Source organism: Microvirga roseola, assembly GCF_020866965.1.
Lineage (GTDB): Bacteria > Pseudomonadota > Alphaproteobacteria > Rhizobiales > Beijerinckiaceae > Microvirga > Microvirga roseola.
In genome coordinates, this window is sequence record NZ_JAJATX010000016.1 from 34,146 (window position 1) to 58,181 (window position 24,036).

The window sequence follows — 24,036 nt, forward strand, 5'->3', positions numbered from 1 at the left end:
TAAACGGTTCCAGCCCCCCCTACGAAAGACGATATTTAGGAGATTAGTCTTTCGGCGATATGCGCCCGCCGGCGTTAGTCCCGCATGAACCCAGCGCATTCTCGAAAATGGGCCCGCCGTTCGGGCGACCTCCTTCTGGCGGCCGTCGTCATCACCGCTTGCGGCGTCCTGAACCGGGTTGCGGGCGGCGGATTGCCCTATGTCACCGAGCTTCCCGGCCGGGCAATGATCTATGCCAGCTTTGCGGTCTTTCTGGTCAGCATCCTGTCCCTCTCGTGGTGGCGCTGGCCCACATGGAGGATTCCGCTCTGGATTGCGGTCTCCTACGCCATATGGCGAACTTTCGAATGGGGAATGGTCTTCGATCTCGGCAACCTGCCGGACGAGGAGCCGCGCTCGCCCTTCGGCCGGCTGTTCTTCATTACCGGTGATGACTACGCCGATCTGTGGATCCGGATGGTGGTGGGGCTGCTGCCCGGAGCCGTTCTGAGCCTCTGGCTCCTGCGCCACGGGCTGCTGCGCGCCCGCCTCCGCACCCTGCTCGTCATCTGGCTGGGCCTCGGAACGGCCATCTGGCTGGCCTATGTCGCCGCCTGGGAGTTGCAGGAGATTTTTCCCGTTCCCCTCGCCGAACTGATCACCGGCGCGGTCTGGGGGCTTGCCATCGTCTCGGCCCCCAACCTTCGGCCGAAACCTCTGGCGCCGCTTCGTTCCGATTGATTCACCTTTCCCGGTCAGGATGAGGGTGTGGCGGCAGGAGGGCTTCCCAGGAGCGATTTTTTGTGGCCTTTGACCTCGAACACTTCTTTCCGTTTCCGTTTTGTTCACGTATAAAAACGGTATGGGATATAAAGTACAGCAACGCGAATCATCACGACGGACCAAGGTCCCAATGACCGACAATGACGATCTCTTCGGGGGCAGCGGCGCCGCACCCGTGAAACGGGCAGCGGCCGCCTCGGCCAGAAATGCGGCGGTAAAGGTCGCCCGGACGGCTCCGCAGGGAACGCCGGGCGAGGCCGGCTACGACGCCTCCGCCATCGAAGTGCTGGAGGGCTTGGAGCCCGTCCGCCGCCGGCCCGGCATGTATATCGGCGGCACGGACGAGAAGGCCCTGCACCATCTCTTCGCCGAGGTGATCGACAACTCCATGGACGAGGCGGTGGCGGGCCACGCGACCTTCATCGAGGTGGAGCTGGAGGAAGGCGGCTGGCTCTCCGTGACCGACAACGGGCGCGGCATTCCGGTCGACCCGCACCCGAAATTTCCGAAGAAGTCGGCGCTCGAGGTCATCATGACCACGCTGCACGCAGGCGGTAAGTTCGACTCGAAGGTCTACGAGACCTCCGGCGGCCTTCACGGCGTCGGCGTCTCTGTCGTGAACGCGCTGGCAGAAATCCTTGAGGTCGAGGTCGCCCGCGGACAGACCCTGTACCGGCAGGTCTTCTCCCGCGGCACTCCGCAGGGCAAACTCGAGACCGTCGGCCGCGTGCTCAACCGGCGCGGCACGAAGGTGCGCTTCAAGCCCGACCATCAGATCTTCGGCAAGGATGCCCATTTCCAGCCCCGCCGCCTGTTCAAGATGGCGCGTTCCAAGGCCTATCTCTTCGGCGGGGTTGAGATCCGCTGGAAATGCGCTCCCTCCTTGGTCGAAGGCGTCGACAACGTTCCGGCGGAAGCGACCTTCAAGTTCCCTAACGGCCTGAAGGACTATCTCCTCCACGACATCGAGGGGAAGGAGCTCGTCACGGACCAGATCTTCTCCGGCAAGATCACCAAGCCCGGCAGCCACGGCTCCCTCGAATGGGCCGTCGCCTGGATGACGAATGAGGATGGGTTCTCCACCTCCTACTGCAACACGGTCCCGACGCCGGAAGGCGGCACGCATGAGAACGGCCTGCGCATCGCCCTCCTCCGCGCGCTGCGCGACCACGCCGAGCGCGTGGGCCAGCAGAAGCGCATGGCGGCGGTGACGACCGACGACGTGATGGCGACCTGCGCCTCCATGCTCTCGGTCTTCATCCGCGAACCGGAATTCCAGGGCCAGACCAAGGACAAGCTGGCCACCGTGGAAGCCGGCCGCATCGTCGAGAACGCGATCCGGGACACCTTCGACCACTGGCTCGCGGCTGCGCCCCAGCAGGCCAACAAGCTCCTCGACTGGGTGATCGACCGGGCCGAGGAGCGCCTGCGCCGCCGCCAGGAGAAGGAAGTCGCCCGCAAGACCGCAACCCGCAAGCTGCGCCTGCCCGGCAAGCTGGCGGATTGCTCCAATGCCGGCGCGAAGGGCTCCGAGCTCTTCATCGTCGAGGGCGACTCGGCCGGCGGCTCCGCCAAGCAGGCTCGCGACCGCGCGATCCAGGCCGTGCTCCCCCTACGCGGCAAGATCCTGAACGTGGCCTCCGCCGGTCGCGACAAGCTGCACCAGAACCAGCAGCTCGCGGACCTCGTCCAGGCGCTGGGCTGCGGCACGGGCTCCCACTACAAGGCCGCCGACCTGCGCTACGAGAAGGTCGTCATCATGACCGACGCGGACGTGGACGGCGCCCATATCGCCTCGCTGCTCATCACCTTCTTCTATCGGCAGATGCCGAAGCTGATCGATGACGGGCACCTTTATCTCGCGGTTCCGCCCCTCTACCGCCTGACCCAGGGTACGAAATCGGCCTATGCCCGGGACGATGCGGACCGGGAACGGCTGATGAAGACCGTCTTCAAGGGCAGCGGCAAGGTCGAGATCGGCCGCTTCAAAGGCCTCGGCGAGATGCTTCCGGCCCAGTTGAAGGAAACCACCATGGACCCGAAGAAGCGCCTGCTCCTGAAGGTGGTGGTCGCGGCCGACGACAAGCCCGAGGCCAATGACACGGTCGAACGCCTGATGGGCAACAAGCCTGAAGCCCGCTTCGCCTTCATTCAGGAGCGCGCCGCCTTCGCCGACGAGGCGGACCTGGACATTTGAGACGTGGAAGAAGGCGGCATGGAAACTCCTGCCGCCTTCTTCCGATGCCCGCCCAACCCATTTGTCTTTGAATTCAATAGCTTACGAGCCTGCCTAAAAAAATCGAAAAATTTTCTGATTTTTTCTGGAACCTTCCTTGATCCCGCTCGTTGACAAGGCATCACCGGTCCATTCTGCCCCCACGGGCCGGTCCCTCAAAGGCTCCCGGAAGGGGGCCTTTTTTTTGCCTTGCGCAGTTCGTGCAAGGGCGCATGGATCCCTCGCCCCGCCCATGCGTCATCAGAAGGTGAGCGGCCCGGACTAGCCGCGGCCAAGCTTGCATGCGACAAGGCGTGACACATTCGACAGGCATTCTCTCTTGGCCAAACGCTCTAAAGACCCAGCCGCCGCCCTTCCCTCGCGCGAGGAGGTCGTTGCCTTCATCGCCAATGCACAGGGCAAGGTCGGCAAGCGCGAGATCGCGCAGGCCTTCCACATCAAGGGCAGCGATCGGATCTGGCTCAAGCAGCTGCTGAAGGACCTCGAGATCGAGGGCGTCCTCGACCGCCGGGGCAAGACGATGCACAAGGCGGGCCAGTTGCCCCCCGTCGTGCTGGCCGACATCGTCAAGCGCGACCGGGATGGCGAACTCATCGCCGTGCCCACCGAGTGGGACGAGGAAGAGCACGGCTCCATTCCCACCATCATCATCATGCCGTCCCGCAAGCCGCGCCCCGGCATGCCGACGGCGGGTGTCGGCGACCGGGCGCTGCTTCGGGTCGACCCATTAAAGGAAGGCGACATCCATCGCTACGCGGGCCGGGTGACGAAGATCATCGCCAAGAAACCGGCGCAGGTTCTCGGCATCTTTCGTGCCCTGCCCGAAGGCGGCGGTCGGCTCGTGCCCACCGACAAGAAGGCCCGGGACCAGGAGCTCCAGATCAGGCCCGGCGACGAGGCCGGAGCCCAGGATGGCGATCTCGTCGCCACCTCGGTCACGAAGCACGGCCGCTTCGGCCTGCCGACGGCCAAGGTCGTGGAGCGCCTGGGGTCGGTGAAGTCGGAGAAGGCCGTCAGCCTCATCGCGATCTACGCTCACAACATCCCGAACGAGTTCCCGAAGGCGGTGCTGGACGAGGCCGAGAGCGTGAAGCCGGTTTCCATGGCCGACCGCGAGGATTGGCGGGATCTTCCCCTCGTCACCATGGACCCGCCCGACGCCAAGGACCACGACGACGCCGTCCATGCGGTCCCTGACGACGACCCGAAGAACGAGGGCGGCTTCATCGTCACGGTCGCCATTGCCGACGTGGCGGCCTATGTGCGCCCGGGATCGGCGATGGACAGGGAGGCACTGGAGCGCGGGAATTCCGTGTATTTCCCGGACCGCGTGGTGCCCATGCTGCCGGAGCGGATCTCGAACGACCTCTGCTCCTTAAGACCGCGTGAGGACCGCCCTGCCCTGGCAGTCCGGATGGTGATCGGCGCAGACGGCCGCAAGAAGAGCCATACGTTCCACTGGGTAATAATGCGCTCGGCCGAGAAGCTCTCCTACAGCCAAGCACAAGCCGCCATCGACGGACGGCCGGACGAGACCACAAAACCGATCCTCGAGCCGATCCTGAAGCCGCTCTGGGCAGCCTGTGCCGCAGTCAGCAATGCGCGCGACGTCCGCGAACCGCTCTTCCTCGATCTCCCCGAACGCAAGATCGTGCTCAAGCCCGACGGGACGGTGGACCGGGTCTTCGTGCCCGAGCGGCTGGAAGCCCACAGGCTCATCGAGGAGTTCATGATCCTCGCCAATGTCGCTGCGGCCGAGAGCCTGGAAAAGGCTGAATCCGAGCTGATCTACCGGGTCCACGACGAGCCGTCGCTCGAGAAGATGCGGGCCTTGAGCGAAGTGCTGGCCTCCATCGGCCTGAAGCTCCCCGCACAGGGAGCCCTGAAACCTGAGCTCTTCAACCGGATCCTGCGTAGCGTCGAGGGCTCGGAGCACCAGCTCTTCATCAACGAGGTCGTGCTTCGCTCCCAATCCCAGGCCGAATACTCGGCGGAGAACTATGGCCATTTCGGTCTGAACCTGCGCCGCTATGCTCACTTCACCTCCCCCATCCGCCGTTACGCCGATCTCGTCGTGCACCGGGCGCTGATTACGGCGCTGAAGCTCGGCAAGGACGGCCTTCCGCCCGACACCACCCGCGCGGATCTGATCGAGGTCAGCGCCCGTATCTCGGCCGCCGAGCGACGGGCCATGGCGGCAGAGCGTGAGACAATCGACCGCCTGATCGCCCACTTCCTCGCCGACCGGATCGGGGCCACATTCGAGGGGCAGATCTCGGGCGTGTCGAAGGCGGGTCTCTTCATCAAGCTGATCGAGACCGGGGCGGACGGCTTCGTGCCGGCCTCCACCATCGGAGACGATTATTATCGCTACGACGAGCGCACCCATTCCATGCAGGGCGAGCGCACGGGCGAGACGTACCGTCTCGGCGATAGGGTCGAGGTCAGGCTGGTCGAGGCTGCCCCCGTCGCAGGTGCGCTGCGCTTCGAGCTGCTGACGAAGGGCCGCTTCACAGGCAGTCCCTCCGGCTCCAAGAAAGGATCCCAGAAGATGCGCGGCGGACAGAAGACGGCGGACAGAAGCCGCCGCACTTCGGTGAAAGTGAAGGCCAGGCGGCAGAGCCACGGCCGGTAAGGAACGACGATGCCTCAGACCCGTGAAACGACCTCTGGCGACGTGAAGGCCATCCCCGCCATGCGGCGAGGGTTGGCCGGCCACTGCCCTGCCTGCAGCCGGGGTCGCCTCTTCGGACGTTTTCTCAAGGTGGTAGACCAGTGCGATTCCTGCGGCACCGAGTTCCACCACCACCGGGCCGACGATCTTCCGCCCTACCTCGTCATCTTCATTGTCGGCCACCTGATCGGCTACGGAATCCTGGTGACCGAGACGAGATTCGAGATGCCCATGTGGGCGCATCTCGCGATCTGGCCGACCTTGACGCTGATCCTATGTCTTCTCCTGCTCCAGCCCGTCAAAGGCGCTGTCGTGGGGCTCCAATACGCGCTAGGTATGCACGGGTTCGAAGCAGCCCGAGCCAAAAAGAACGCCGACGAGGACAACGCACGTGACGGATATCGAGACCTTGGCGAGGATGGATCGCCTCGTTTCCGCAGAGTCTAACCCCAAGGCACCGGCCCTTCGTCCCGTCGACGCCGCTACCCTCATCATCATCGACCGCAAGCCCAAGACCCCGAAGGTTCTCATGGGCAAGCGCCATGCGGGCCTGAAATTCATGCCGGGCAAGTTCGTCTTCCCCGGAGGGCGGATCGAGGTCGGCGACCGGTCCATGACGGTGACCGGCGCGCTCCACCCACGGGCGGAGCAGGCGCTCATGGCGCGGGTGACCCGCCCCTCGACGCAGCGCTGCCGCGCGCTGGCTCTGGCCGCGATCCGCGAGACCTTCGAGGAAACGGGGCTGCTTCTCGGCACGAAGGAGTATGGCAACCCGGAGAGCGTGCCAGACGGCACCGCCTGGGCATCCTTTCTGGAGCGGGGCGTCTACCCCGACCTCGAAGCGCTCCATTTCATCGGCCGCGCCATTACGCCCCCGAAACGCGTGAGGCGCTTCGATACCCGATTCTTCGCTGTCGACCGCACTGCCATCGCCGAAGAGGTCGACGGCATTGTCAGCCCGGAAGCCGAACTCGTTGAGCTGACATGGGTGACGATCGATCAGGCCAAGGCCCTGGACCTGCCTCCGATCACGACAATCATCCTGGGCGAGCTGGAGGCCCGCATCGCAGCGGGTTTCGGACACCATCTTCCGGTGCCCTTCTTCTACCAGAAGCGCAGCCGCTTCGTGCGGGAAGAGCTGTAAGCGTCAGCCCCTGACCTCGCGCACTCCGTCGATGACGAGCTTGGCGCCGATCATCCCGAAAACCGCCCCGAAGATACCCTCGACGAACCGGAAGAATCGGGCATAGGCCCGCATGGCGAAGCCCGTCGAGAAGAGCAGCGCATAAGCGCCGTAGATCGTCATGGCCGAGGCGGAAGCAGCTAGCCCGAAGGCCAGGAACTGCGGTGTCGAGAGGCTGGAGGCTGCAAGATACATGGAGACAGCTACCCACATCATCGCGGCCTTGGGATTGGTCATGACAACCAGAAGGCCCCGCCGATAGGCGGCCTGCAGCCGGATTTCGGCTTGCTTAGCCGCGGACCGCCCCCGGACCCGTGAAAGGCCGTACGCAAGGCCTTCAGGGACAGGTAAATCAGATAGCCTCCACCGAGGAAGCGCATGGCCGTGAGCGTCTGCGGAAAGGCCTGGAGCAGCGCTCCGACGCCGAAAGCGAAGAGAATCGCCCAGATGACCACGCCTGTGGCGACCCCGGCCGCCGTTGCGATTCCGGCTCCGCGCCCGCTGCCGAGCGCGGCGGACGAGACTGCCATCAGGTTCGGGCCCGGCGAGATCTGGGCCAGGAGGACCCCAATAAAGGTAGCAGCGATCTCGATCATGGCTTTTCCATCCCAATCATGGATCGACTAGGCCTATCCGACGCCGGAATGCCCGTAAACACGGATGCCCGCGCCCACCGAATTTCCGAGGCGGCAGCTACGCGGAGCACCCTCTCCCGCACCATTCACCCTTGACGAACCCGGCATAATGGGGCATGGGATCGTCACGATTTTCCGGCCGGGTTCGCCCGGCCTTTGCGTTTCGGCCAAGGCTCAAGCCAACCGGAACCGCTTAACCGAACAAAGAGGTCCGCCATGGCCAAAGCCGCAACGATCAAAGTGAAGCTCGTCTCCACCGCCGACACGGGCTATTTCTATGTGACGAAGAAAAACTCGCGCACGATGACTGAGAAGCTCAGCTTCAAGAAGTACGACCCGGTCGCCAAGAAGCACGTCGAATTCAAGGAAGCCAAGATTAAGTAAATCTTCCGAGCCAAACGGCCTGAGATTGAGAAACCGCCTCTTTATCGGGGCGGTTTTTTGTTGGGGAACAGGCTGGTGGATCTGCGGGCCCGTTCTACTGGATGCCGATCATGGGCTTGTCCTCAACCCAAATGAGAGGGCGGGTTCCGCCAACCTTATCGCAGGAATGACCGACGGCAACTTGGCACTGGTCGATGCGGGTCTCCAGGCTTATGGCGACGACACATATATCGATCTTCAAGCATCGGCGCTGGCGATGGATGAGTTCTCGTCCATGACCGCCTCGGCGATCATGATCGCCTGAATGCGCATGCCGCAGCGGGATGTCGGAACACCCGTTGGCCCCAATAAAAACCGCCCCCATTGGGGCGGTTCCTTTTCGAGACGAGAGAAGCCCGTCCCGAAAAATTCAAGCCTGCTACCGGCGAGAATGCGCCCTCACCGCCTTGCGCTTGCCGCGGATGGCGCCGGTGGTGACCACATCACGCCGGACGGTGCGAACGATGCGACCCCGCGGGCTGCGCTGGTGATACAGGGCGCGAACGGCGCGCGGCTGCTTGTAAACGACGCGGCCCCGATAGGCCCGGACGGGACGGTAGACGACAGGTGCGCGGTAGACGACCCGTGGGCGGTAGACCACCCGCCTCACGACCGGAGCGCGGTAGCCGTAGTAGGGACCGTAACCATAGCTTCGGCCGTAGCCGTAATAAGCAGCCCTGTAAGGGTAGGCCGGATAGGAATAGCCGTAGGCCGGGTAAGCATAGCCGTATCTATAGGTGGGATAGCTGTAGTAGGCCGGGTAGGAATAGGCCGGGGTTGTCGCTGCGCTGATAAGCCCGCCGAGCAGGACACCGCCGATCAGGCCTGCGGCCAGCGCGCCGCCGGTGTTCCAGCGATTTCCGCGATAATAGTGGTGGTGATAACCGTGGCGCCAGCCATGGCCGTAATAGGCCCGTTGGGCATGAGCCGAACCAACGCTTGCAAAGGTGATGAGAGCAGCGCCGGCAAGCAGTGTGAGCTTTTTCATGGGCGACCTCGCATGAAGGGGGCTTACCCTTCAGCTCGATCAATTCCGCTGCTGCCGGAAAGTTTCCCGTACTCCAATCAATTCTCGTTCGAATGCAACGATTTAGGGCCGCAAGCCAGGACAGGCTTTTTATGCGCCTGGAAGCTGCTTCGCATGCATCCTCCCATCGGGGAACAGCCTTCTTGCTCTTCCGGCAGATCCCCCCTCCCTTATGCGCCGTTGACAAGAATCCGCGGCGGACGGAGCCTCCCTCTTGTTGCTGCGCAAGCTGGAGAGAGCGGATGCCCAGAAACGTCAAAGATATGCTGGCGGAGGCAAACTCTGCCGTTCCGAAGCTGTCCCCTGCCGAAGCGGCCGAGAGGATGCGCTCCGGGGATGTGCTCGTCGTGGATGTCCGCGACCCGACGGAGGTCCAGCAGACGGGCCGGATCAAGGGTGCGCTGAACGTCTCGCGCGGGATGCTGGAATTCCGGGCAGATCCGGAAAGCCAGTACCACAATCCGGCCTTCCAGAAGGACAAGACGGTCCTGCTGCACTGCGCATCCGGAGGGCGCTCCGCCCTTGCCGGCCAGACCCTCCAGGACATGGGCTACACCGCCGTGTTCAATATCGGCGGCTTCAAGGATCTCGCGGAAGCCGGGATCGATACGGAGCCGGCCTGATAGATCGAGACCGCTAGACTGAGATCGCCACTTCCGCCTCGACCTCGACGGCGATGTTGAACGGCAGTCCCGCAACGCCGATAGCGGAACGGGCGTGCCGACCGATTTCCGGCCCGAAGACGTCGAGGATCAGCTCCGAGAAGCCGTTGATAACGGTCGGCGGCCTGTCGAAGCCCGGCGCGCAGTTCACCATGCCGAAGACCCGGCACCAGCCTGTGATCCGGTCGAGGCTGCCCAGCTCGCGCTTGAGGCTGCCGAGCATCGACAGGCCGACTTTCCTTGCGATCTCCCGCCCCTGTTCGATTGAGATCGTGTCTCCCACCTTTCCGAACGGTCCAGCCAGAGAGCCATCGGCATCCTGAGGGCCGTGACCCGAGACGAAAGCGCGGTCGCCGCGCACATGAACCCAGGGAAACGGCAGAACGATTCCCGGAGGCGTCTGCAGCGGCTTGGGCAGAAGCAACCCGAGCTCCTTAAGCCTTGCTTCAGCCTTCATCCTACCCTCCATGCCTGTCCGGAGCCTGAGAATACATCGTCACGAGCCTGTGGCCCAAGCGCATAGGATCCGTTGAAATCCGGTCACGCGGACACCATCCAGGCTTTCCGGCGTTGAACGGGCTCACAATCTTTACGGAGGCATAATGGACCCGGATCACCGCACGAATATTCTGACCGTTCTCGGCTTCGCAGGCGGCGTCGTTGCCCTTGCATTGCTGATCACCGCTCTGCTGGCGCTCTGAGGGCGCTACTCTGCAAAGACCTGAGATCTCGGCAGGGTCGTATTCCCGGCGGTCGCCTGAACGATCGCCGCGGCGATTTTATCACCGCCTTTGGCAGAGGGTTCGATGGGGTTAGCGTAATCGTCGGGCTCGTTGCAGATCAGCCGTAGATCGATGAGTGGAAGCCGCCGGGCAAAGGCCTCGCGAGTGATGACATCGTTGAAGATGGCAAGGCCCGTCAGGACAAGGCGCTGTTCCTGCGGGTCGGGAAAGCGGGCATTGTAGATGGTGCAGACCGCGACCGGCAGGCGGCGCGCCAGGACGGCATCGATCATCCTCCGATAGTCGGCGGCGAATGCCTCCCGCACTGCCGACAGGCGCTCCATGGCTTCCGCCACGGAGCGCACACCTTCCCGCATGACCGACAGGTTCCCGAGCCCGTCATTGCCGCCGACACTCACAACGAGATACGTCGCATCCGGTGGCATCCTGCTCAGCTGGCCTGCAACATTTGCCGTAACGGCTCCATCGACGGCGGCCAGTGTCGCCTGTCCTCCACGCGGCAACCTCGCCCGCACCTGGGTCACCACGTCGGGCTCGCCGCGCCGAACGTAAGCCCCGTTGTCGAAGATGCTGTCTCCTAGGAGAACGACATGATTCATAGAGCCTCCAAACTCCGCCCGGCGACAACATGACAGCAGCGCCGCTTGTTCCGGGCTTCGCGCAATGCCAGCAGCGGGACCGGACTGGTCTTAGAGCCCGTTTGAGAATTGCCCGATGGCACAACATTTAGCGCACCGGATCGGCCGCTCTCCCTGCATGTTGGGGTAGGCGCCTATTTTCAAACGGGCACTAAGTTCAAGCAGACGCAACAGAATGCGGACCTGACGATCAGCCGGATTTCACCGTTCGGGCGTCTAGAAGAAGTCCCTGAAGTTTCCCAACCATGGCGTGAGCCACGCCTCGAAGGCGGCCTTGGCAGCCTGTTCCGTCTGGCCATAGCCCCAGGCGTCCTCCTGCAGGGGCGTGGACCAGATCCAGAAGCGGTTGGAGCCGTCATAGGCTACGCTTCCTACCTCCACCGCACCAACGGATCCAATATGGCGGTTGAGCGGCACGCCGGCCACACCGTCCTGCTGCCATCGTATCCTGCTCATCTCGCGCTCTGCCGTTTCGCTTTCTCGATATCTAAGGGAAACATCCAGGGTCACAAGCTGCAGAGCGTGCAAGGAACAGGCCGCCGACGAAGGGCGTTGGCGAAGGACATTGAGCGGAGATCATCCATGGAAGGCGGCCTGATCTGGTTGACCATCATCGCCGGGATCATCGTCCTCGCCGCGATTATCGTCGGGATCGCCGCCTTCCTGCGCTGGCGCCGACGCTCGCTCAAGTGATCGGGCACAATCCCTCCCCTGAAAGGAATCCTGCTTTGGACCTCCAGCTCTTCCATCGGTGGCAATGCCCCTATTCCGCTCAAGTGCGCGACTTCATCGACGCGAACGGGCTGAGGGACCGGATCGATTATATCGAGATCACCGAAGTAGACGGGGCGCAGGACCAGCTTGCCGATCTGACCGGGAAATCGCAGGTACCCTGCCTCGTGATCGACGGCCGGCCGCTGCTGGAGAGTGCCGACATCGTTCAGTGGCTTCGCCAGAATATGGTCGAATCCTAGGGCCGCGTGTCCGAACGCACCACCCCTTCCGGACTGCCCCGCATTCCGATCCGTGAAGACGCCCTGCCCGATTGACGGCACGTCCTCGCAAGCGCACCATCACAGCTCCTCGGAAGGAGGCGGCCGTGATGGAACAGATCGTTCAGGCCAGTGAGGCGTTCCGTGAGAGTGCAACGCGCATGCAAAGCTCCCTTCGGATGGCGCTCAAGGGCTGCCCGGAATGCGGCACGTCGCAGATCATCGCTTCACCGGAACTCGGAACCTGCGCCGATTGTGGATCGGCACTGCAGGTACTGAGCACGCAAGAGGCTTGACGGGCCGCTTCAGGCGGCAAGCCTCTCGACCTGCTCCGCCACAATACGGCGAACCTCGTCGCCGTCGATGGTCTCGTGCTCGAGAAGCGCATCGACAAGGGCATCGAGCCGGTCCCGGTTCTCCTCGATACAGGCCTTCGCCGCGTCGTACATCTCCTCGATGATGCGACGGATCTCCTGCTCGACCTCGCGCGGCAGGTTCTCGCCTTGGCGCGCGACTCGGACCATGCCGATCGCGGGGCTCATGCCCCACTCCGTGACCATGCGCGTCACGATATCTGTGGCCTGGGCGATATCGCTCGCCGCACCCGTGGTGACCTTCTTCGGGCCGAACACCACCTCCTCCGCCGCGCGGCCGCCCATAGCGACGACAAGGTCGGCCTCCAGCTTCTCGACCGGGATGCAGAAGCGGTCATGCTCCGGCAGCCTCATGACCAGACCAAGCGCCTGGCCATGGGGCACGATGGTGGCGCTGTGAACCTTGTCGGATCCCGAGACGAGACAGGCGCAGAGAGCGTGGCCCGCTTCGTGCACAGCGACGAGGCGGCGCTCTTCCGGGGAAATCGCGAGCGTACGCCGCTCCAAGCCCATGATGATCTTGTTGCGAGCAGCCTCCAGGTGATCGCGAGTGATCGCTGCGGCGTTCTCACGGGCAGCGAAAATCGCGGCCTCGTTGAGGAGATTGCCGAGATCGGCGCCCGAGAAACCTGGAGTTCCCCTTGCGATGGTCGACAGATCGATACCCGGCGCGAGCTTCACGTTCTTCGCATGCACTTCGAGGATCGCCTCGCGGCCGGCGATATCGGGAAGCCCGACATGGACCTGCCGGTCGAAGCGGCCCGGACGAAGGAGGGCAGGATCGAGCACATCCACCCGGTTGGTGGCTCCGATGACGATCACGCCCTCGGTCGTGTTGAAGCCGTCCATCTCCACGAGCAGCTGGTTGAGCGTTCCCTCGAACTCGCGATCCGCCGCCGATGAGCCCCCGCCACCGCGCTTGCGGCCGATGGCGTCGATCTCATCGATGAAGATGAGGCAGGGCGCGCGCTTGCGGGCCTGCTGGAAGAGCTTGGAAACACGCCCCTTCGCAACACCCACGAGCGGCGCGGAGAAGTCGCTGCCCGACACTGCGAGGAAAGACACGCCCGCTTCTCCGGCAAGCGCCTTCGCGATCAGGGTCTTGCCGGTTCCGGGCGGACCGATCATCAGGAGGCCGCGGGGAATGCGCGCCCCGACCTTAGTGAAGGCTTCCGAGTCCTTCAGGAAGGCGATCACCTCCTGCAGCTCCGCCTTGGCCTCGTTCTGACCTGCCACATTGTCGAAACGATCGGGAATGTTCCGGATCACCCGAGGCCATCGTGAGGCCGGCTTGAAATCCGTCTGGACGGCGAGAAGCACCAGCACCGCTCCCACCAGAACCAACGGAACCAGGATGCTAGCCACATGGGCGGGATCGAATCCGGGCTTCGTGAAATCCACCTCCGCGCCGGCTGCCGTCATCCGGTCGATGGTCTCGGTACTCACCAGTCCGCTGGGCAGGCGGACAAAGGCCGTCCTGTCGCCAATCGTAACCGAGAGCCCCTTCCCCTCGACCAGGACCTTCGTAACCTTTTTCTCGGCCAGCTCGCGCGAAAATGCGGAATAGGTGATCTCGGGAACGGACTCCGCCAGGAGCTTCGGCAGCGCGATCGAGGCCGCCACGATGGCAAGGACCAGAAGCGCTGCCGCCAGGGCTACGCCCTTTCGGGCCAAGAGCTTTCTTGCTTTCTCGAGAACATCGGTCACTGGCAGGCCCCCAAGCGGGAATTTATTATTGGTCGAAACCGGACCTCTAATCGCTTTTACAAGAAACTGCAGTACGGCGAAATGGCACGTCTGCCGTGCGCCACCGCACGGGCCGCGACCGGCTATGATCCTCGCCTGGAGAATCACATGCCTTCCCTTGCACGGCTCAGAGAGGCGGCGGACCGGATCGGCGGGCGCCAGGCGGAGATGAAGCTGGCGCTGCGGGTTACGATTGCTGGGGCCGTAGCCTTCGCCATCACCCGCGCCCTCGACCTGCCTCAGGGCTATTGGGCGGCAATCACCGCCGTCATCGTGATGCAGGCCAGTATCGGCGGCTCCCTGAAGGCGGCGCTCGACCGGTTCGCCGGAACCCTTGCAGGGGCGATCTACGGCGGGGCCGTCGCAGCCATGATCCCGCACAGCACGGCCATGGACCTCGGCCTTGCAGTCGTCGCCGCCCTCTTCCCGCTCGCTCTCTTGGCTGCCGTCAACCCGAGCTTCCGGGTCGCCCCGGTCACGTCTCTCATCATGCTTCTGCCGCCTCTGGGCCAGGACATCGGCCCCCTCGCCGCGGCTCTGGGTCGAGTGGCCGAAATCACGCTCGGCAATGTCGTCGGCGTGGCCGTCGCCCTTTTCGTCCTTCCGGCCCGGGCGCATAGCCTCATGACAGAGGCCGCAGCCAAGGTCGTCTCGCTCAATGCTGAGCTGGTCACCATTTTCATGGATGAGCTGACAGCGGGTCCGAAAGGCCGTTCGGCCCTGCAGAGGCTCCACCCGCAGATCCGCTCGGCCCTGAAGAAGGCGGAGAATGCGGCCGACGAGGCCGCCCGCGAGCGCCGGAGCCACCTGACCGACGAGGCGGATCCCGAACCCCTCATCCGCACGCTGTACCGGGTGCGGCACGATCTCGTGATGATCGGCCGCGCCGCCGCCAATCCCCTTCCCGCCCCCCTCCGGGACAGGCTGACCCCCTCGCTGACGGTCTTGCGCGAAGAGACCTACAGGCTGCTCGCAGATCTGGCCAAGTCGCTGAAGGATCGGATCCCGCCTCCGAGCCCGGATGCCTTCAGGACCGCCTTGCAGACTTTCGTGAGCTGCACGGAAGTCCTGCGGTCCGAGCCCTCCGTGCGGTCCTTGTCGAGTGAGGCTTTCGGCCAGATCTTCGCGCTCCGCTTCGCATTCGAGCAGTTCCGCAAGGACCTTGAGGACCTGTTAGCCCGCGGGCAGGATCTGGCGCGGCAGAAAAGCTCGGATGCGGAGCGTTGAACAGGGCATGAGCCAGGGCTGGAAGATGTTGATGATGGTCTTGGCGTCTGGCGCCCTTATCTTCGCCGGCCTCATTGGAATGGTGTTTCTCTGGCAGACCGGACTGCTGTTTCCAACCCAGATCGCGGCAGCCAACCGCCCCACGCTTCCGACCTCCGCCGAGCGACTTGAACTCGCAACCGCGGACGGCGAACGCCTCGTCGGTGTGCGCCTGAAACCTCAATCCTCCCAAGCCGTGTCACCGCCTCTCCTTCTGGGCTTCGGCGGCAATGCCTGGAATGCGGAGGCCATGGCTCTCTACCTGCACGACCTCTTTCCCGATCATGAAGTCGTCGCTTTCCACTACAGAGGCTACCCGCCCAGCACAGGAGAGCCGAGCGCCAGGGCCTTGTTGGCGGACTCGCTCGCTATCTTCGATTACCTGAATGCGGAGCGCACCCGGCCCACGGTGGCGGTCGGGTTCAGCATCGGCAGCGGCGTCGCGGCCGACCTGGCACGTCACCGCCCGGTCCAGGGGACGATCCTGGTCACACCCTTCGACACTCTGGCTGGTCTGGCGAAGGAGCACTTCCCGTGGGCGCCCGTCGGCCTGCTTTTGCGCCATCAGATGCCGGTGATCGAACTCGTGCGCGACACCCGGACGCCAGCGGCCCTGATCGCGGCTGGCAGAGACACCATCGTGCCGGCACGGCGCACCGAGCCCCTGCGCCAGGCGGTTCCGAATCTGATCCTGGACCGCACCATCCCCGAGGCAGGTCACAATGACCTCTACGGGCAGCCCGCCTTCGCCGCCGCCATGAGAGAGGCTCTGGGGCGGATCGAAGGAGCCCCACGTTGAAGCATTACTCGTCGTAAAGCGGCACCAGCTTCATCTCCGGCACCAGCACCAATCCCTTGTCGGTGATGCGGATCTCTGGGATCACGGAGAGCGGGATGAGGTTGAAGCCCATGTAGGGGATCTTGCACCCTGCCCTCTCCCAAGCCTCCTTCAGGACGCGGGTCTCAGCCGCCACATCCGTCACGCGCTTATCGGAGAGAAGGCCTGCGATGGGGAGAGGCACCATGGCGATGACCTGCCCCTGGTCCACCACGCAGACGCCGCCCTGAGCCTCGATGATCGCGTCGAGAGCGACCCGCATGTCGGCCTCATTGGTGCCGGCGACGATGAGGTTGTGCGAATCGTGACCGACGCTGCTCGCGACGGCGCCGCTTTTCAGGCCGAAATCCTTGAGGAAGCCATGGGCCACGCCTGCGCCGCCCGTGCGGCCGTGACGCTCGATGACAGTCACGAAAGTGAGATCGTTTTTCGAGAGCAGAGCCTCCCAGCCCTCCTCTTTCTCGAGCTTCACCTTGTCATGGAACAGCACGATGCCCGGCAGCGCGACCCGGATCACATTGGCCGTGCATGCCTCCGCTGGCAGGTCAGGAATCAGCTTCGGCGGGTTCGGGACGTGCACTGTCCGATAGGCCTTATCCGGATAGCGATAGCGGTTGGACAGGGCCTGGTCGAGAACGGGCGTAACCCTCTTGTCCTCGACGACGAGCTCGCCGCCATACCATGTGTTCTGCACCTCCAGATCGTCGTTCAGGAGCACCACGTCGGCCCGGCGTCCGCCACCCAAACCACCGATCTCGCCTTCCATCCCGAAGCGCGTGGCGGGATGGAGGGACCCCATGCTCCAGGCCTGCTCGCGGCCCATTCCGGCGCGGCGAGCCTCCCGGGTCACCCAGTCCATGCCGAACATCATCAGGTCATCCGCGTCGCGGTCATCGGTGCAGACGCAGATGCGCTTGTGGGAAGCGCGCAGCTCCGTGATGGTCTTGATGGCTTCCGGAAGCGAGTGCCACGGAGTCGTGGGCGGTCCGCCGCGCAGGAAGATCCAGATGCCGGCGTCGAGCAGGTCGTCGGCGATGTCCCGGTCGATGGCCTCATGAGTGTCGGTCACGCCACTCGCCGCATAGGCAGCCACGAACTCGCGGCCGTAGATATGACCCGACACCGGCTTGCCGCGCTCGAGAGCGGCCGCAAGGATGGCGTGGCTCCTCTCGTCACCCATGGTCACGGGGACAAAATCCATCTTCTCGCCGAGAGCTGCCGCCTCCGGCCAGCGGTCGAACAGGGCCGCGATTTTCGCAGGCGTCAGGTCTCCTCCGGCCGTCTCCAGATCGGGAGAGGTCGCCGGCACCGTGCTCGGAACCGTGAGAAAGATCGAAAGCGGAGCATGGCGGGCATCCTCCAGCATCATCTCGATGCCTTCAGCATCCATGACATTGCCGATCTCATGGCTGTCGCAGAAGATCGTCGTCGTGCCGTTGAGCAGCGCCGCCTCCGCATAGGCGCAAGCCGTGATCATGCTGCTTTCGATATGGATGTGCGGATCGACCAGCCCGGGCGCGATGATGCCGCCCTTCGCATCATGGATACGGCCGGGGGATCCTGCCGCCTGACGATAGGCTCCCGCCGGCTTTACCGCGGCGATGCGACCGCCGGCGATCCACACTTCCCGCTCGGGAGCGGTTCGCTCGCTGTAGGTCGAGAGTACGCAGGCTCCGGTGATGACGAGATCCGCCGGGGCCCGTCCGGAGGCGACATCGGCCAGATGCCGGGTCACGGTGGAGAGCGGGGCCACGGAAAAGCGCGTCAGCGCAGATTTCGGAGGGAGCGAAGGTGTTGGCTGGTCCATGGTTCGTATCCCGTCTGGCTGTGCTGCGTCATGCGGCCGGAGAATGATCGCCCGGACGATCATCGGAAGAGACAGAGCCGCCTCGAACTTCCCGAGCGTCACTCGTTATTTCTATTGATAGGCCCGGCGAAGTTGGGGACACAAGATGAAGATGCGCGGACGCTTCGCGCGGTCACTCACAGGACAAGGCAACCCAATAAAAAAGGCGCCCTGCGGCGCCTGTTGAAAAGTTTTCAAGCAATCCTTGTAAGGTGGCCAGCTGGGAACGGTGTTGAGGAGGCAACGATCCGTTCCCAGGCTGGCCGAGCCCACGAACTCCCAGGAGATGCGGCGGACCTGAGCATCCGTAGGGCATTTCTGATCCGCTAGGGCGGAAACTTGGCTTGAACAATATTAGAAGCTTTGCACGATGCAAGCACCGTTGTGACCCAAAAGCTTCATTTTCCAAAAAAAGTTAATGCGACACCTTGTCAACGGTGAGAATCGCCCCGAAGCCCTCCGGCAGAAGCGGCCTCGGGAGCCCCTCAGGCTGCCGAACTGCCTTCTTCCAGATAGGTTTTCACGGTCGCGATGAACTTGGCGACCGAGATAGGCTTCGAAAGATAGGCCTCGCAGCCGCCCTCGCGAATCCGCTCCTCGTCCCCCTTCATGGCGAAGGCCGTGATGGCGATGACGGGAATCGCCTTCAGGTCGTCGTCTGCCTTGAGCCAGCGGGTGACCTCCAGCCCCGACACCTCCGGAAGCTGGATGTCCATGAGGATCAGGTCCGGCTTGTGCTCTCTTGCCAGCTCCATGGCTTCGATGCCATGGCCCGTCTTGAGGGTGGCATAGCCGTGAGCCTCGAGCAGATCGTTGAAGAGCTTCATGTTGAGTTCGTTGTCCTCAACAATAAGCACTGTCTTCTTCATAGCCTCTGTCCCAGGGCCCCAAAAACCGACTTCACCGGCCCGTATATTCGTCGGATGATGAATCTAGATTGAACCTATTGACGAAAAGCAAACTCCCAACATGAGACTTACCCCCAAAAGAATCAGCCGGGATGAGGCGGAAAACGTCGCCTTAGGTGCGTTTTCCTACATCACAAGCAATGAAGAAGCCCTGACCCGGTTCCTTTCCATTTCCGGCCTGCAGCCGGACACGATCCGCTCCGCCGCTGCCGCGCCGGGCTTCCTGGCAGGAATCCTCGATTATGTTGCTGCCGACGAGCCGCTGCTTCTGGTCCTGGCGGAAGCGATGAACACGACGCCCGAGCGCATCATGGAGGCGCACCGAACCCTTTCGCCAACCGAGTTCGAGTAACACAATCCATGAGCGAGGCCCCCTTTTGCCGCGACTGCCTGACGCCGGCCGCCGAGTCCCTGGCGAGCCGGTGCAAGGCTTGCGGCTCCCCTCGCCTGTTGCGGCACAAGGAGCGCGACACGCTCTCCATCGCCCACGTGGACTGCGACGCCTTTTTCGCGGCTGTCGAGAAGCGGGACGATCCTAGCCTTGCGGACAAGCCCGTCATCATCGGCGGCGGCAAACGGGGCGTCGTGTCAACTGCCTGCTATGTCGCCCGCACCTTCGGGGTGCGCTCCGCCATGCCCATGTTCCAGGCGCTCAAGCTCTGTCCTCACGCCACGGTCATCAAGCCGAATGGAGAGAAATACCGAAAGGCCGGGCACGAGGTGCGCCAGCTCATGCTGGAGCTGACGCCGCTTGTGGAGCCAGTCTCCATCGACGAGGCCTTCCTGGACCTCACCGGCACGGAGCGCCTTCATCACGGCAGTCCCGCCCTGACGCTTGCCCGCTTCGCTCACAAGGTGGAGAAGGAAATCGGGATCACCATTTCCGTCGGGCTGTCCTACAACAAGTTTCTGGCCAAGATCGCCTCGGACCTCCAGAAGCCGCGGGGCTTCTCCATCATCGGACGCGAGGAGGCCGCGGATTTCCTAGCCGAAAAGCCCGTCGGAATGATCCCGGGCATTGGGGCATCGGCACAGGCGCGCCTCGCCAAAGTCGACGTGACGCAGATCGCCCATTTGAGGGATATACCGCTAAAGGTCCTGTTCGAGGCGCTGGGCCGTGATGCGCAGCGCCTGGTGCGCCTCGCCTGGGGTGAGGATACGCGGCGGGTGACGCCGGAGCGGGAGACGAAGGGCATTTCGGCCGAAACGACCTTCGAGACGGACCTGCGCTCTTTCGAAGACCTGGAGCCCATCCTGTGGCGGCTTTCGGAGAAAGTCTCACGTCGCATGAAGGCGGCGGGGCTCGCCGGGCGCAGCGTGACCCTGAAGCTCAAGGACAGCGAGTTCCGCCTCGCTACCAGGACCCGGTCGGGCCTCGCGCCCACGCAGCTTGCCGCACGCCTGTTCGAGCCGGCACGGCAGATGCTCAAGGCCTCCTGCGACGGCACGGCCTTCCGCCTCATCGGCATTGGCGCAGCAGATCTTTGCGACGGCGCGGAAGCGGACCAGGGTGATCTCGCCGATCAGACGGTGGTGAAGCAGGCCCATATGGAGGCCGCCATCGACCGCATTCGCGACAAATTCGGCGCAACTGCCCTTCAGAAGGGCATTACGCTCCGCAAGCCTCAGCGCTGACAGGCCGTTGGAGCCTGGACATCGAGGCTCTTCAGCTCGCCTTTGATTGCAAAATCCCCATAGTCGAGCCTGAGGTCGCGGCTGATCCCGTTCTCGTAGAGCTCGAAGGAGATCTTGTAGACCGGGTTCCGGTCCTCCTTGCCTTCCTCGAAATAGCTGATGGTCACCGGCCAGCGCTGCAGCTTCATCAGCCGATCCTGCCGGGCAGGTTCCTCAAGATTGCTCCCCGCCCCTGGCTCGATCGTTCGGCCGATGATACCTAAGGTGTCGTAGACCTTCTTTCCGCCGTCGGAGCCGTCATAGACCTTCACGGATAGAATCGTCTGTCCGCTCCGGCCCGCCTCGATCAGGCGCTTGAGGTGCTCGGTCGGGAAAACTGGTTGACCCTTGGCCGCAAAGGTCGTGTTCCTCGGCCCTTTGAAACGGACATTGAGGGACCCGTCGGGCCGCAACTGCGCATCGCCATCCACCCCGTCCTTCACCAGGCCCTGCGTCGTCGAGGTTGTCTTGAAGCGCATGGACTGGCCGTTGCCTGCTTCGAAGGTAGCCGTCTGGGTGTCCACCGTGCGCGGCCCAGTCTCGGTGCTGTTGAGCACCGTCACCTGGCGATACTTCAGGGTATAGCCCTCGCAGGCATCGCCGCCGAATTCCATGGCGATGCGCCCCCTGACGCTGTCGAGGCCGCGGGAGCCTTCCGAGCGCAGGAGAGACAGGTCGTAGACGGCCCGGTGCGGAGCCAGCGGCACCTTCGCCGTCTCGGCGGCGGATGGCGCCAGCATGACGATGAAAAGGCCCAGGGCCGCAGCTAAGGAACGCATGACACCTCCAAATCCCTCCAGCCAAGATAGAAGCCTCCTGCGGACAGGGCAATGTTCCGGCTTGCGTCCATTGGGCTCATCCGCCACTAATCCTGCCGGATTACGAAAACCGGGGCCTCACATGAGCGCAGTCGACAAGAAACTCCAGGAACTGGGCATCACCCTGCCGACGCCGGCAGCGCCCGTCGCGAATTACGTGCCCTTCGTGCGGACGGGCAACCTCGTCATCATCTCCGGGCAGCTCTGCCTGGGGCAGGACGGCAAGCTGTCCGACGCCCACAAGGGGAAGGTCGGCGCCGAGATTTCGCCGGAGGTCGGCCAGGAGGCCGCCCGGCTTTGCGCCATCAACCTTCTCGCGCAGCTGAAGGCGGCGGTCGGCGATCTCGACAACGTGGTGCGGTGCGTTCGCCTCGGCGGCTTCATCAATGCCGTTCCGACCTTCGCGGCGCTCGCCCCGGTGATGAACGGCGCATCCGACCTCATGGTCGAGGTGCTCGGTGATGCAGGCCGCCATGCGCGCTCCACCATCGGCGTGGCGGAACTGCCCCTCGACGCCTGCGTCGAGGTCGAGGGAATGTTCGAAGTCAAATGAGCACCCCGAGCTGGCTTGTCGCAAAGCCCATCGCCCATCGTGGCCTTCACAACAAAGCCGAAGGCGTGATCGAGAACACGATCTCGGCCGCGGAAGCCGCCGTCGCACGCGGCTTTCCCATCGAACTCGACGTCCAGCTAACCGCCGACAACGAGGCGATCGTTTTCCACGATTTCGAGCTCGACCGCCTCACCGGCGATACGGGCCTCGTGATCGAGCGCAACCTCGCCAACCTGACGAAGATCGACATCTCGGGAGCAAAGGGCAGCGATAAGATCCCGTCCTTCAAGCAGTTCCTCGATACGGTCGCGGGACGTGTGCCCCTCGTCATCGAGATCAAGAGCAAGTTCAACGGCGATGTCAGGCTGACCAAGCGTGTCTGCGAGATCCTGGCGGATTACAGCGGCCCATATGTGGTCAAGTCGTTCGACCCCTTCGTGGTCGCGACGCTCCGCACGAGCGCGCCGCACATCACCCGCGGCATCATCGGTGAGTTGCATTACGCCTCCAAGAACGACAGCTTCATGAGCGGAGAGCTGAAGCACCGGCTGGCGAACCTGTTACACTTCTCGGAGTCGCAGCCGCAATTCGTCTCCTGGAAGGTGGACGACCTGCCCTGCGCCGGTCCTTATCTCTGCAAGGTGCTCGGTAACCTGCCGGTGATGACCTGGACGGTGCGCAATCCGGACCAGTGCGCCCGCGCCGAGAAATACGCCGACCAGATGGTCTTTGAGGGCTTCCTGCCCTGACGGTTGAAACGGTCCCGCCGAGTGCCTAGCTCTAATACGAAAAGACGGGACCTCTCCACCCTGTGAGCTTCCAAGTCAAAATAGCGCAAGGCCTGAAAGCGGTCCCGGCTGCGTCCTGGGATGGTTGCGCCCTGAACAATGCTTCGGGCGAGGAAGACCCCTTCAACCCCTTCGTTTCGCATGCCTTTCTCTCTGCACTGGAGGATTCCGGCTGCGTGGGACCGAAGACCGGGTGGTCCCCGGTCCATGTCCTGGTCGAGGATGAGGCCGGTGCGTTTCTGGGCGCGGCTCCCTGTTATCTCAAATCCCATTCCATGGGCGAGTACGTCTTCGACCATTCCTGGGCGGACGCCTATGAGCGCGCAGGGGGACGCTACTATCCCAAGCTTCAGGTCGCCGTGCCCTTCACGCCGGCCTCAGGCCCTCGTCTCCTTGTTCCGGACAGTCCTCAGGCCGGAAAAGTGCGAGAGTACCTGATCGCAGGTCTGCGCGCCCTGCGGGATCAGACGAATGCCTCCTCGATCCATGCCACCTTCCTGCAGGAAGCGGATGTTGCGGCGTTCACGGCCGAAGATTTTCTCCGTCGCGACGATCAGCAGTTCCATTGGTTCAACGAGGGCTACCAGACCTTCGACGAGTTCTTGAGCGCCCTCGCCTCCCGCAAGCGCAAGGCGATCCGGCGCGAGCGGCGGGACGCCCTGGCTAACGGGATTTTCATCGAGTGGGTGACGGGCAAGGACATTACCGAGGCCCATTGGGACGCCTTCTTCGCCTTCTACATGGATACCGGATCGCGCAAATGGGGCCGCCCCTATCTCAACCGCCGCTTCTTCTCGCTCGTCGGGGAGCAGATGCCAGACAGGACCCTGCTCGTCATGGCAAAGCGCGGCGGACGTTATATCGCGGGCGCGATCAACTTCATTGGCGAAAGGCGGCTCTACGGGCGTAACTGGGGCTGCATCGAGGACCATCCGTTCCTGCATTTCGAGGTCTGCTACTATCAGGCCATCGACTTCGCCATCGCCCGCGGCCTTGACCGGGTCGAGGCCGGTGCACAGGGAGAGCACAAGCTGGCGCGAGGATACAGGCCGGTCATCACCTCCTCGGCCCATGACATCGCCGACCCTTCCCTCCGCCGCGCGGTCGAAGCCTATCTCGGCCAGGAGCGACTTTACGTATCGGAGGCCGCCGAGGAACTGTCCGCAGCAACACCATTTCGGCATAGGGAAGAGGAGTAAGGCGTTTCGACGCAAGCCGTTGAGGCGGCATCCAAAGCGCTTGCCGCAGCG

Annotated in this window: 27 protein-coding genes; 17 read left to right on the plus strand and 10 right to left on the minus strand. The window is 63.5% G+C overall.

From position 1 onward, the window contains the following. Positions 1-84: 84 nt before the first annotated feature. The 5 genes from LG661_RS12000 to LG661_RS12020 all read left to right on the plus strand — a co-directional run bounded on the left by LG661_RS12000 (position 85) and on the right by LG661_RS12020 (position 6,816). A complete protein-coding gene (locus tag LG661_RS12000; RefSeq protein WP_230532138.1) occupies positions 85-720 on the plus strand; it encodes a hypothetical protein in 636 nt (211 codons plus the stop codon). Positions 721-892: 172 nt separating this feature from the next. Beyond that, positions 893-2,959 (plus strand): DNA topoisomerase IV subunit B, encoded by a 2,067-nt coding sequence (gene parE, locus LG661_RS12005; RefSeq protein ID WP_230532139.1) that lies wholly within the window; start codon positions 893-895, stop codon positions 2,957-2,959. Positions 2,960-3,317: 358 nt separating this feature from the next. Then, positions 3,318-5,633 (plus strand): ribonuclease R, encoded by a 2,316-nt coding sequence (rnr, locus tag LG661_RS12010; protein ID WP_230532140.1) that lies wholly within the window; start codon positions 3,318-3,320, stop codon positions 5,631-5,633. A 9-nt stretch (positions 5,634-5,642) separates the two neighbouring features. Further along, the gene (locus tag LG661_RS12015; protein ID WP_407666702.1) at positions 5,643-6,119 is read left to right on the plus strand and encodes a DUF983 domain-containing protein; all 477 of its coding nucleotides are present in this window, start codon (positions 5,643-5,645) and stop codon (positions 6,117-6,119) included. Then, positions 6,091-6,816: an NUDIX hydrolase gene (locus LG661_RS12020; protein ID WP_230532179.1), complete on the plus strand. Its 726-nt coding sequence runs from the start codon at positions 6,091-6,093 to the stop codon at positions 6,814-6,816. The genes LG661_RS12015 and LG661_RS12020 overlap by 29 nt, the downstream gene beginning before the upstream one ends. 3 nt (positions 6,817-6,819) lie before the next feature. Here LG661_RS12020 and LG661_RS25085 read toward each other — a convergent pair whose 3' ends face one another. Together LG661_RS25085 and LG661_RS25090 are read right to left on the minus strand one after the other, a co-directional pair. Next, positions 6,820-7,092: a hypothetical protein gene (locus tag LG661_RS25085; RefSeq protein WP_268995453.1), complete on the minus strand. Its 273-nt coding sequence runs from the start codon at positions 7,090-7,092 to the stop codon at positions 6,820-6,822. Further along, complete coding sequence (locus LG661_RS25090; protein ID WP_268995454.1) at positions 7,089-7,451, minus strand: LysE family translocator; 363 nt, start codon at positions 7,449-7,451, stop codon at positions 7,089-7,091. The genes LG661_RS25085 and LG661_RS25090 overlap by 4 nt, the downstream gene beginning before the upstream one ends. A 255-nt stretch (positions 7,452-7,706) precedes the next feature. Between LG661_RS25090 and rpmG the strand changes: the two genes are divergently transcribed. Together rpmG and LG661_RS12035 are read left to right on the plus strand one after the other, a co-directional pair. Continuing rightward, positions 7,707-7,874: a 50S ribosomal protein L33 gene (rpmG, locus tag LG661_RS12030; RefSeq protein WP_027317288.1), complete on the plus strand. Its 168-nt coding sequence runs from the start codon at positions 7,707-7,709 to the stop codon at positions 7,872-7,874. A gap of 166 nt (positions 7,875-8,040) precedes the next feature. Beyond that, on the plus strand, positions 8,041-8,178 hold the full coding sequence (locus tag LG661_RS12035) for a hypothetical protein (protein WP_230532141.1): 138 nt from the start codon (positions 8,041-8,043) through the stop codon (positions 8,176-8,178). 114 nt (positions 8,179-8,292) lie between these two features. Here the strand turns inward: LG661_RS12035 and LG661_RS12040 are convergent, their stop codons facing one another. Further along, entirely contained in the window at positions 8,293-8,901 is a 609-nt protein-coding gene (locus tag LG661_RS12040; RefSeq protein WP_230532142.1) for a hypothetical protein, read from the minus strand. A gap of 281 nt (positions 8,902-9,182) precedes the next feature. Here LG661_RS12040 and LG661_RS12045 point away from each other — a divergent pair, with 281 nt between their 5' ends. Further along, positions 9,183-9,563, plus strand: coding sequence for a rhodanese-like domain-containing protein (locus LG661_RS12045; protein ID WP_230532143.1), 381 nt, complete (start codon positions 9,183-9,185; stop codon positions 9,561-9,563). A gap of 13 nt (positions 9,564-9,576) precedes the next feature. Here LG661_RS12045 and LG661_RS12050 read toward each other — a convergent pair whose 3' ends face one another. The 3 genes from LG661_RS12050 to LG661_RS12060 form a co-directional block, all read right to left on the minus strand. Then, positions 9,577-10,059, minus strand: coding sequence for a RidA family protein (locus LG661_RS12050; RefSeq protein ID WP_230532144.1), 483 nt, complete (start codon positions 10,057-10,059; stop codon positions 9,577-9,579). A 249-nt stretch (positions 10,060-10,308) separates the two neighbouring features. Next, the gene (locus tag LG661_RS12055) at positions 10,309-10,944 is read right to left on the minus strand and encodes an SGNH/GDSL hydrolase family protein (RefSeq protein WP_230532145.1); all 636 of its coding nucleotides are present in this window, start codon (positions 10,942-10,944) and stop codon (positions 10,309-10,311) included. 255 nt (positions 10,945-11,199) lie between these two features. Continuing rightward, positions 11,200-11,439, minus strand: a complete 240-nt coding sequence (locus tag LG661_RS12060; protein ID WP_230532146.1) for a hypothetical protein — start codon at positions 11,437-11,439, stop codon at positions 11,200-11,202. Positions 11,440-11,711: 272 nt separating this feature from the next. Between LG661_RS12060 and LG661_RS12065 the strand changes: the two genes are divergently transcribed. Together LG661_RS12065 and LG661_RS12070 are read left to right on the plus strand one after the other, a co-directional pair. Continuing rightward, complete coding sequence (locus LG661_RS12065; protein ID WP_230532147.1) at positions 11,712-11,957, plus strand: glutaredoxin family protein; 246 nt, start codon at positions 11,712-11,714, stop codon at positions 11,955-11,957. A 128-nt stretch (positions 11,958-12,085) separates the two neighbouring features. After that, positions 12,086-12,271 carry a hypothetical protein gene (locus tag LG661_RS12070; RefSeq protein ID WP_230532148.1) on the plus strand — a complete coding sequence of 62 codons (186 nt, stop codon included), beginning with the start codon at positions 12,086-12,088 and terminating at the stop codon, positions 12,269-12,271. 9 nt (positions 12,272-12,280) lie between these two features. Here the strand turns inward: LG661_RS12070 and ftsH are convergent, their stop codons facing one another. Next, positions 12,281-14,056 (minus strand): ATP-dependent zinc metalloprotease FtsH, encoded by a 1,776-nt coding sequence (gene ftsH / locus LG661_RS12075; RefSeq protein WP_230532149.1) that lies wholly within the window; start codon positions 14,054-14,056, stop codon positions 12,281-12,283. 147 nt (positions 14,057-14,203) lie between these two features. Here ftsH and LG661_RS12080 point away from each other — a divergent pair, with 147 nt between their 5' ends. Then, entirely contained in the window at positions 14,204-15,322 is a 1,119-nt protein-coding gene (locus LG661_RS12080) for an FUSC family protein (RefSeq protein WP_230532150.1), read from the plus strand. Between the two features lie 7 nt (positions 15,323-15,329). Continuing rightward, the gene (locus tag LG661_RS12085) at positions 15,330-16,160 is read left to right on the plus strand and encodes an alpha/beta hydrolase (RefSeq protein WP_230532151.1); all 831 of its coding nucleotides are present in this window, start codon (positions 15,330-15,332) and stop codon (positions 16,158-16,160) included. A 4-nt stretch (positions 16,161-16,164) separates the two neighbouring features. Here the strand turns inward: LG661_RS12085 and LG661_RS12090 are convergent, their stop codons facing one another. Both LG661_RS12090 and LG661_RS12095 read right to left on the minus strand, forming a co-directional pair. After that, the gene (locus LG661_RS12090) at positions 16,165-18,006 is read right to left on the minus strand and encodes an adenine deaminase (RefSeq protein ID WP_230532152.1); all 1,842 of its coding nucleotides are present in this window, start codon (positions 18,004-18,006) and stop codon (positions 16,165-16,167) included. 524 nt (positions 18,007-18,530) lie between these two features. Further along, positions 18,531-18,914: a response regulator gene (locus LG661_RS12095; protein WP_230532153.1), complete on the minus strand. Its 384-nt coding sequence runs from the start codon at positions 18,912-18,914 to the stop codon at positions 18,531-18,533. Between the two features lie 100 nt (positions 18,915-19,014). Between LG661_RS12095 and LG661_RS12100 the strand changes: the two genes are divergently transcribed. Next, positions 19,015-19,305 carry a DUF3572 domain-containing protein gene (locus LG661_RS12100; RefSeq protein ID WP_230532154.1) on the plus strand — a complete coding sequence of 97 codons (291 nt, stop codon included), beginning with the start codon at positions 19,015-19,017 and terminating at the stop codon, positions 19,303-19,305. 8 nt (positions 19,306-19,313) lie between these two features. Next, positions 19,314-20,588: a DNA polymerase IV gene (locus LG661_RS12105; protein WP_230532155.1), complete on the plus strand. Its 1,275-nt coding sequence runs from the start codon at positions 19,314-19,316 to the stop codon at positions 20,586-20,588. Here LG661_RS12105 and LG661_RS12110 read toward each other — a convergent pair. Then, entirely contained in the window at positions 20,579-21,406 is an 828-nt protein-coding gene (locus tag LG661_RS12110; protein ID WP_230532156.1) for a cell envelope integrity EipB family protein, read from the minus strand. The genes LG661_RS12105 and LG661_RS12110 overlap by 10 nt on opposite strands. A 121-nt stretch (positions 21,407-21,527) precedes the next feature. Between LG661_RS12110 and LG661_RS12115 the strand changes: the two genes are divergently transcribed. The 3 genes from LG661_RS12115 (at position 21,528) to LG661_RS12125 (ending at position 23,985) form a co-directional block, all read left to right on the plus strand. Then, positions 21,528-21,998 carry a RidA family protein gene (locus LG661_RS12115; protein WP_230532157.1) on the plus strand — a complete coding sequence of 157 codons (471 nt, stop codon included), beginning with the start codon at positions 21,528-21,530 and terminating at the stop codon, positions 21,996-21,998. After that, positions 21,995-22,747 carry a glycerophosphodiester phosphodiesterase family protein gene (locus tag LG661_RS12120; RefSeq protein WP_230532158.1) on the plus strand — a complete coding sequence of 251 codons (753 nt, stop codon included), beginning with the start codon at positions 21,995-21,997 and terminating at the stop codon, positions 22,745-22,747. Before LG661_RS12115 ends, LG661_RS12120 begins: the two co-directional genes overlap by 4 nt. 62 nt (positions 22,748-22,809) lie before the next feature. Further along, complete coding sequence (locus LG661_RS12125; protein ID WP_230532159.1) at positions 22,810-23,985, plus strand: GNAT family N-acetyltransferase; 1,176 nt, start codon at positions 22,810-22,812, stop codon at positions 23,983-23,985. The last annotated feature ends 51 nt before the right edge of the window (positions 23,986-24,036 follow it).

Bases quoted from the DNA above. Each gene is read 5' to 3' on its own strand.
- parE (WP_230532139.1), top strand. From the start codon at position 893: ATGACCGACAATGACGATCTCTTCGGGGGCAGCGGCGCCGCACCCGTG.
- LG661_RS12035 (WP_230532141.1), top strand. From the start codon at position 8,041: ATGACCGACGGCAACTTGGCACTGGTCGATGCGGGTCTCCAGGCTTAT.
- LG661_RS12080 (WP_230532150.1), top strand. From the start codon at position 14,204: ATGCCTTCCCTTGCACGGCTCAGAGAGGCGGCGGACCGGATCGGCGGG.
- LG661_RS12040 (WP_230532142.1), bottom strand. From the start codon at position 8,901: ATGAAAAAGCTCACACTGCTTGCCGGCGCTGCTCTCATCACCTTTGCA.
- LG661_RS25090 (WP_268995454.1), bottom strand. From the start codon at position 7,451: ATGATCGAGATCGCTGCTACCTTTATTGGGGTCCTCCTGGCCCAGATC.
- LG661_RS12095 (WP_230532153.1), bottom strand. From the start codon at position 18,914: ATGAAGAAGACAGTGCTTATTGTTGAGGACAACGAACTCAACATGAAG.
- LG661_RS12120 (WP_230532158.1), top strand. From the start codon at position 21,995: ATGAGCACCCCGAGCTGGCTTGTCGCAAAGCCCATCGCCCATCGTGGC.
- LG661_RS12000 (WP_230532138.1), top strand. From the start codon at position 85: ATGAACCCAGCGCATTCTCGAAAATGGGCCCGCCGTTCGGGCGACCTC.
- LG661_RS12060 (WP_230532146.1), bottom strand. From the start codon at position 11,439: ATGAGCAGGATACGATGGCAGCAGGACGGTGTGGCCGGCGTGCCGCTC.
- LG661_RS12045 (WP_230532143.1), top strand. From the start codon at position 9,183: ATGCCCAGAAACGTCAAAGATATGCTGGCGGAGGCAAACTCTGCCGTT.
- LG661_RS12110 (WP_230532156.1), bottom strand. From the start codon at position 21,406: ATGCGTTCCTTAGCTGCGGCCCTGGGCCTTTTCATCGTCATGCTGGCG.
- LG661_RS12100 (WP_230532154.1), top strand. From the start codon at position 19,015: ATGAGACTTACCCCCAAAAGAATCAGCCGGGATGAGGCGGAAAACGTC.
- LG661_RS12115 (WP_230532157.1), top strand. From the start codon at position 21,528: ATGAGCGCAGTCGACAAGAAACTCCAGGAACTGGGCATCACCCTGCCG.
- LG661_RS12085 (WP_230532151.1), top strand. From the start codon at position 15,330: ATGAGCCAGGGCTGGAAGATGTTGATGATGGTCTTGGCGTCTGGCGCC.
- LG661_RS12105 (WP_230532155.1), top strand. From the start codon at position 19,314: ATGAGCGAGGCCCCCTTTTGCCGCGACTGCCTGACGCCGGCCGCCGAG.
- LG661_RS12070 (WP_230532148.1), top strand. From the start codon at position 12,086: ATGGAACAGATCGTTCAGGCCAGTGAGGCGTTCCGTGAGAGTGCAACG.
- rpmG (WP_027317288.1), top strand. From the start codon at position 7,707: ATGGCCAAAGCCGCAACGATCAAAGTGAAGCTCGTCTCCACCGCCGAC.
- LG661_RS12050 (WP_230532144.1), bottom strand. From the start codon at position 10,059: ATGAAGGCTGAAGCAAGGCTTAAGGAGCTCGGGTTGCTTCTGCCCAAG.
- LG661_RS25085 (WP_268995453.1), bottom strand. From the start codon at position 7,092: ATGACCAATCCCAAGGCCGCGATGATGTGGGTAGCTGTCTCCATGTAT.
- LG661_RS12020 (WP_230532179.1), top strand. From the start codon at position 6,091: ATGGATCGCCTCGTTTCCGCAGAGTCTAACCCCAAGGCACCGGCCCTT.
- LG661_RS12055 (WP_230532145.1), bottom strand. From the start codon at position 10,944: ATGAATCATGTCGTTCTCCTAGGAGACAGCATCTTCGACAACGGGGCT.
- LG661_RS12015 (WP_407666702.1), top strand. From the start codon at position 5,643: ATGCCTCAGACCCGTGAAACGACCTCTGGCGACGTGAAGGCCATCCCC.
- LG661_RS12090 (WP_230532152.1), bottom strand. From the start codon at position 18,006: ATGGACCAGCCAACACCTTCGCTCCCTCCGAAATCTGCGCTGACGCGC.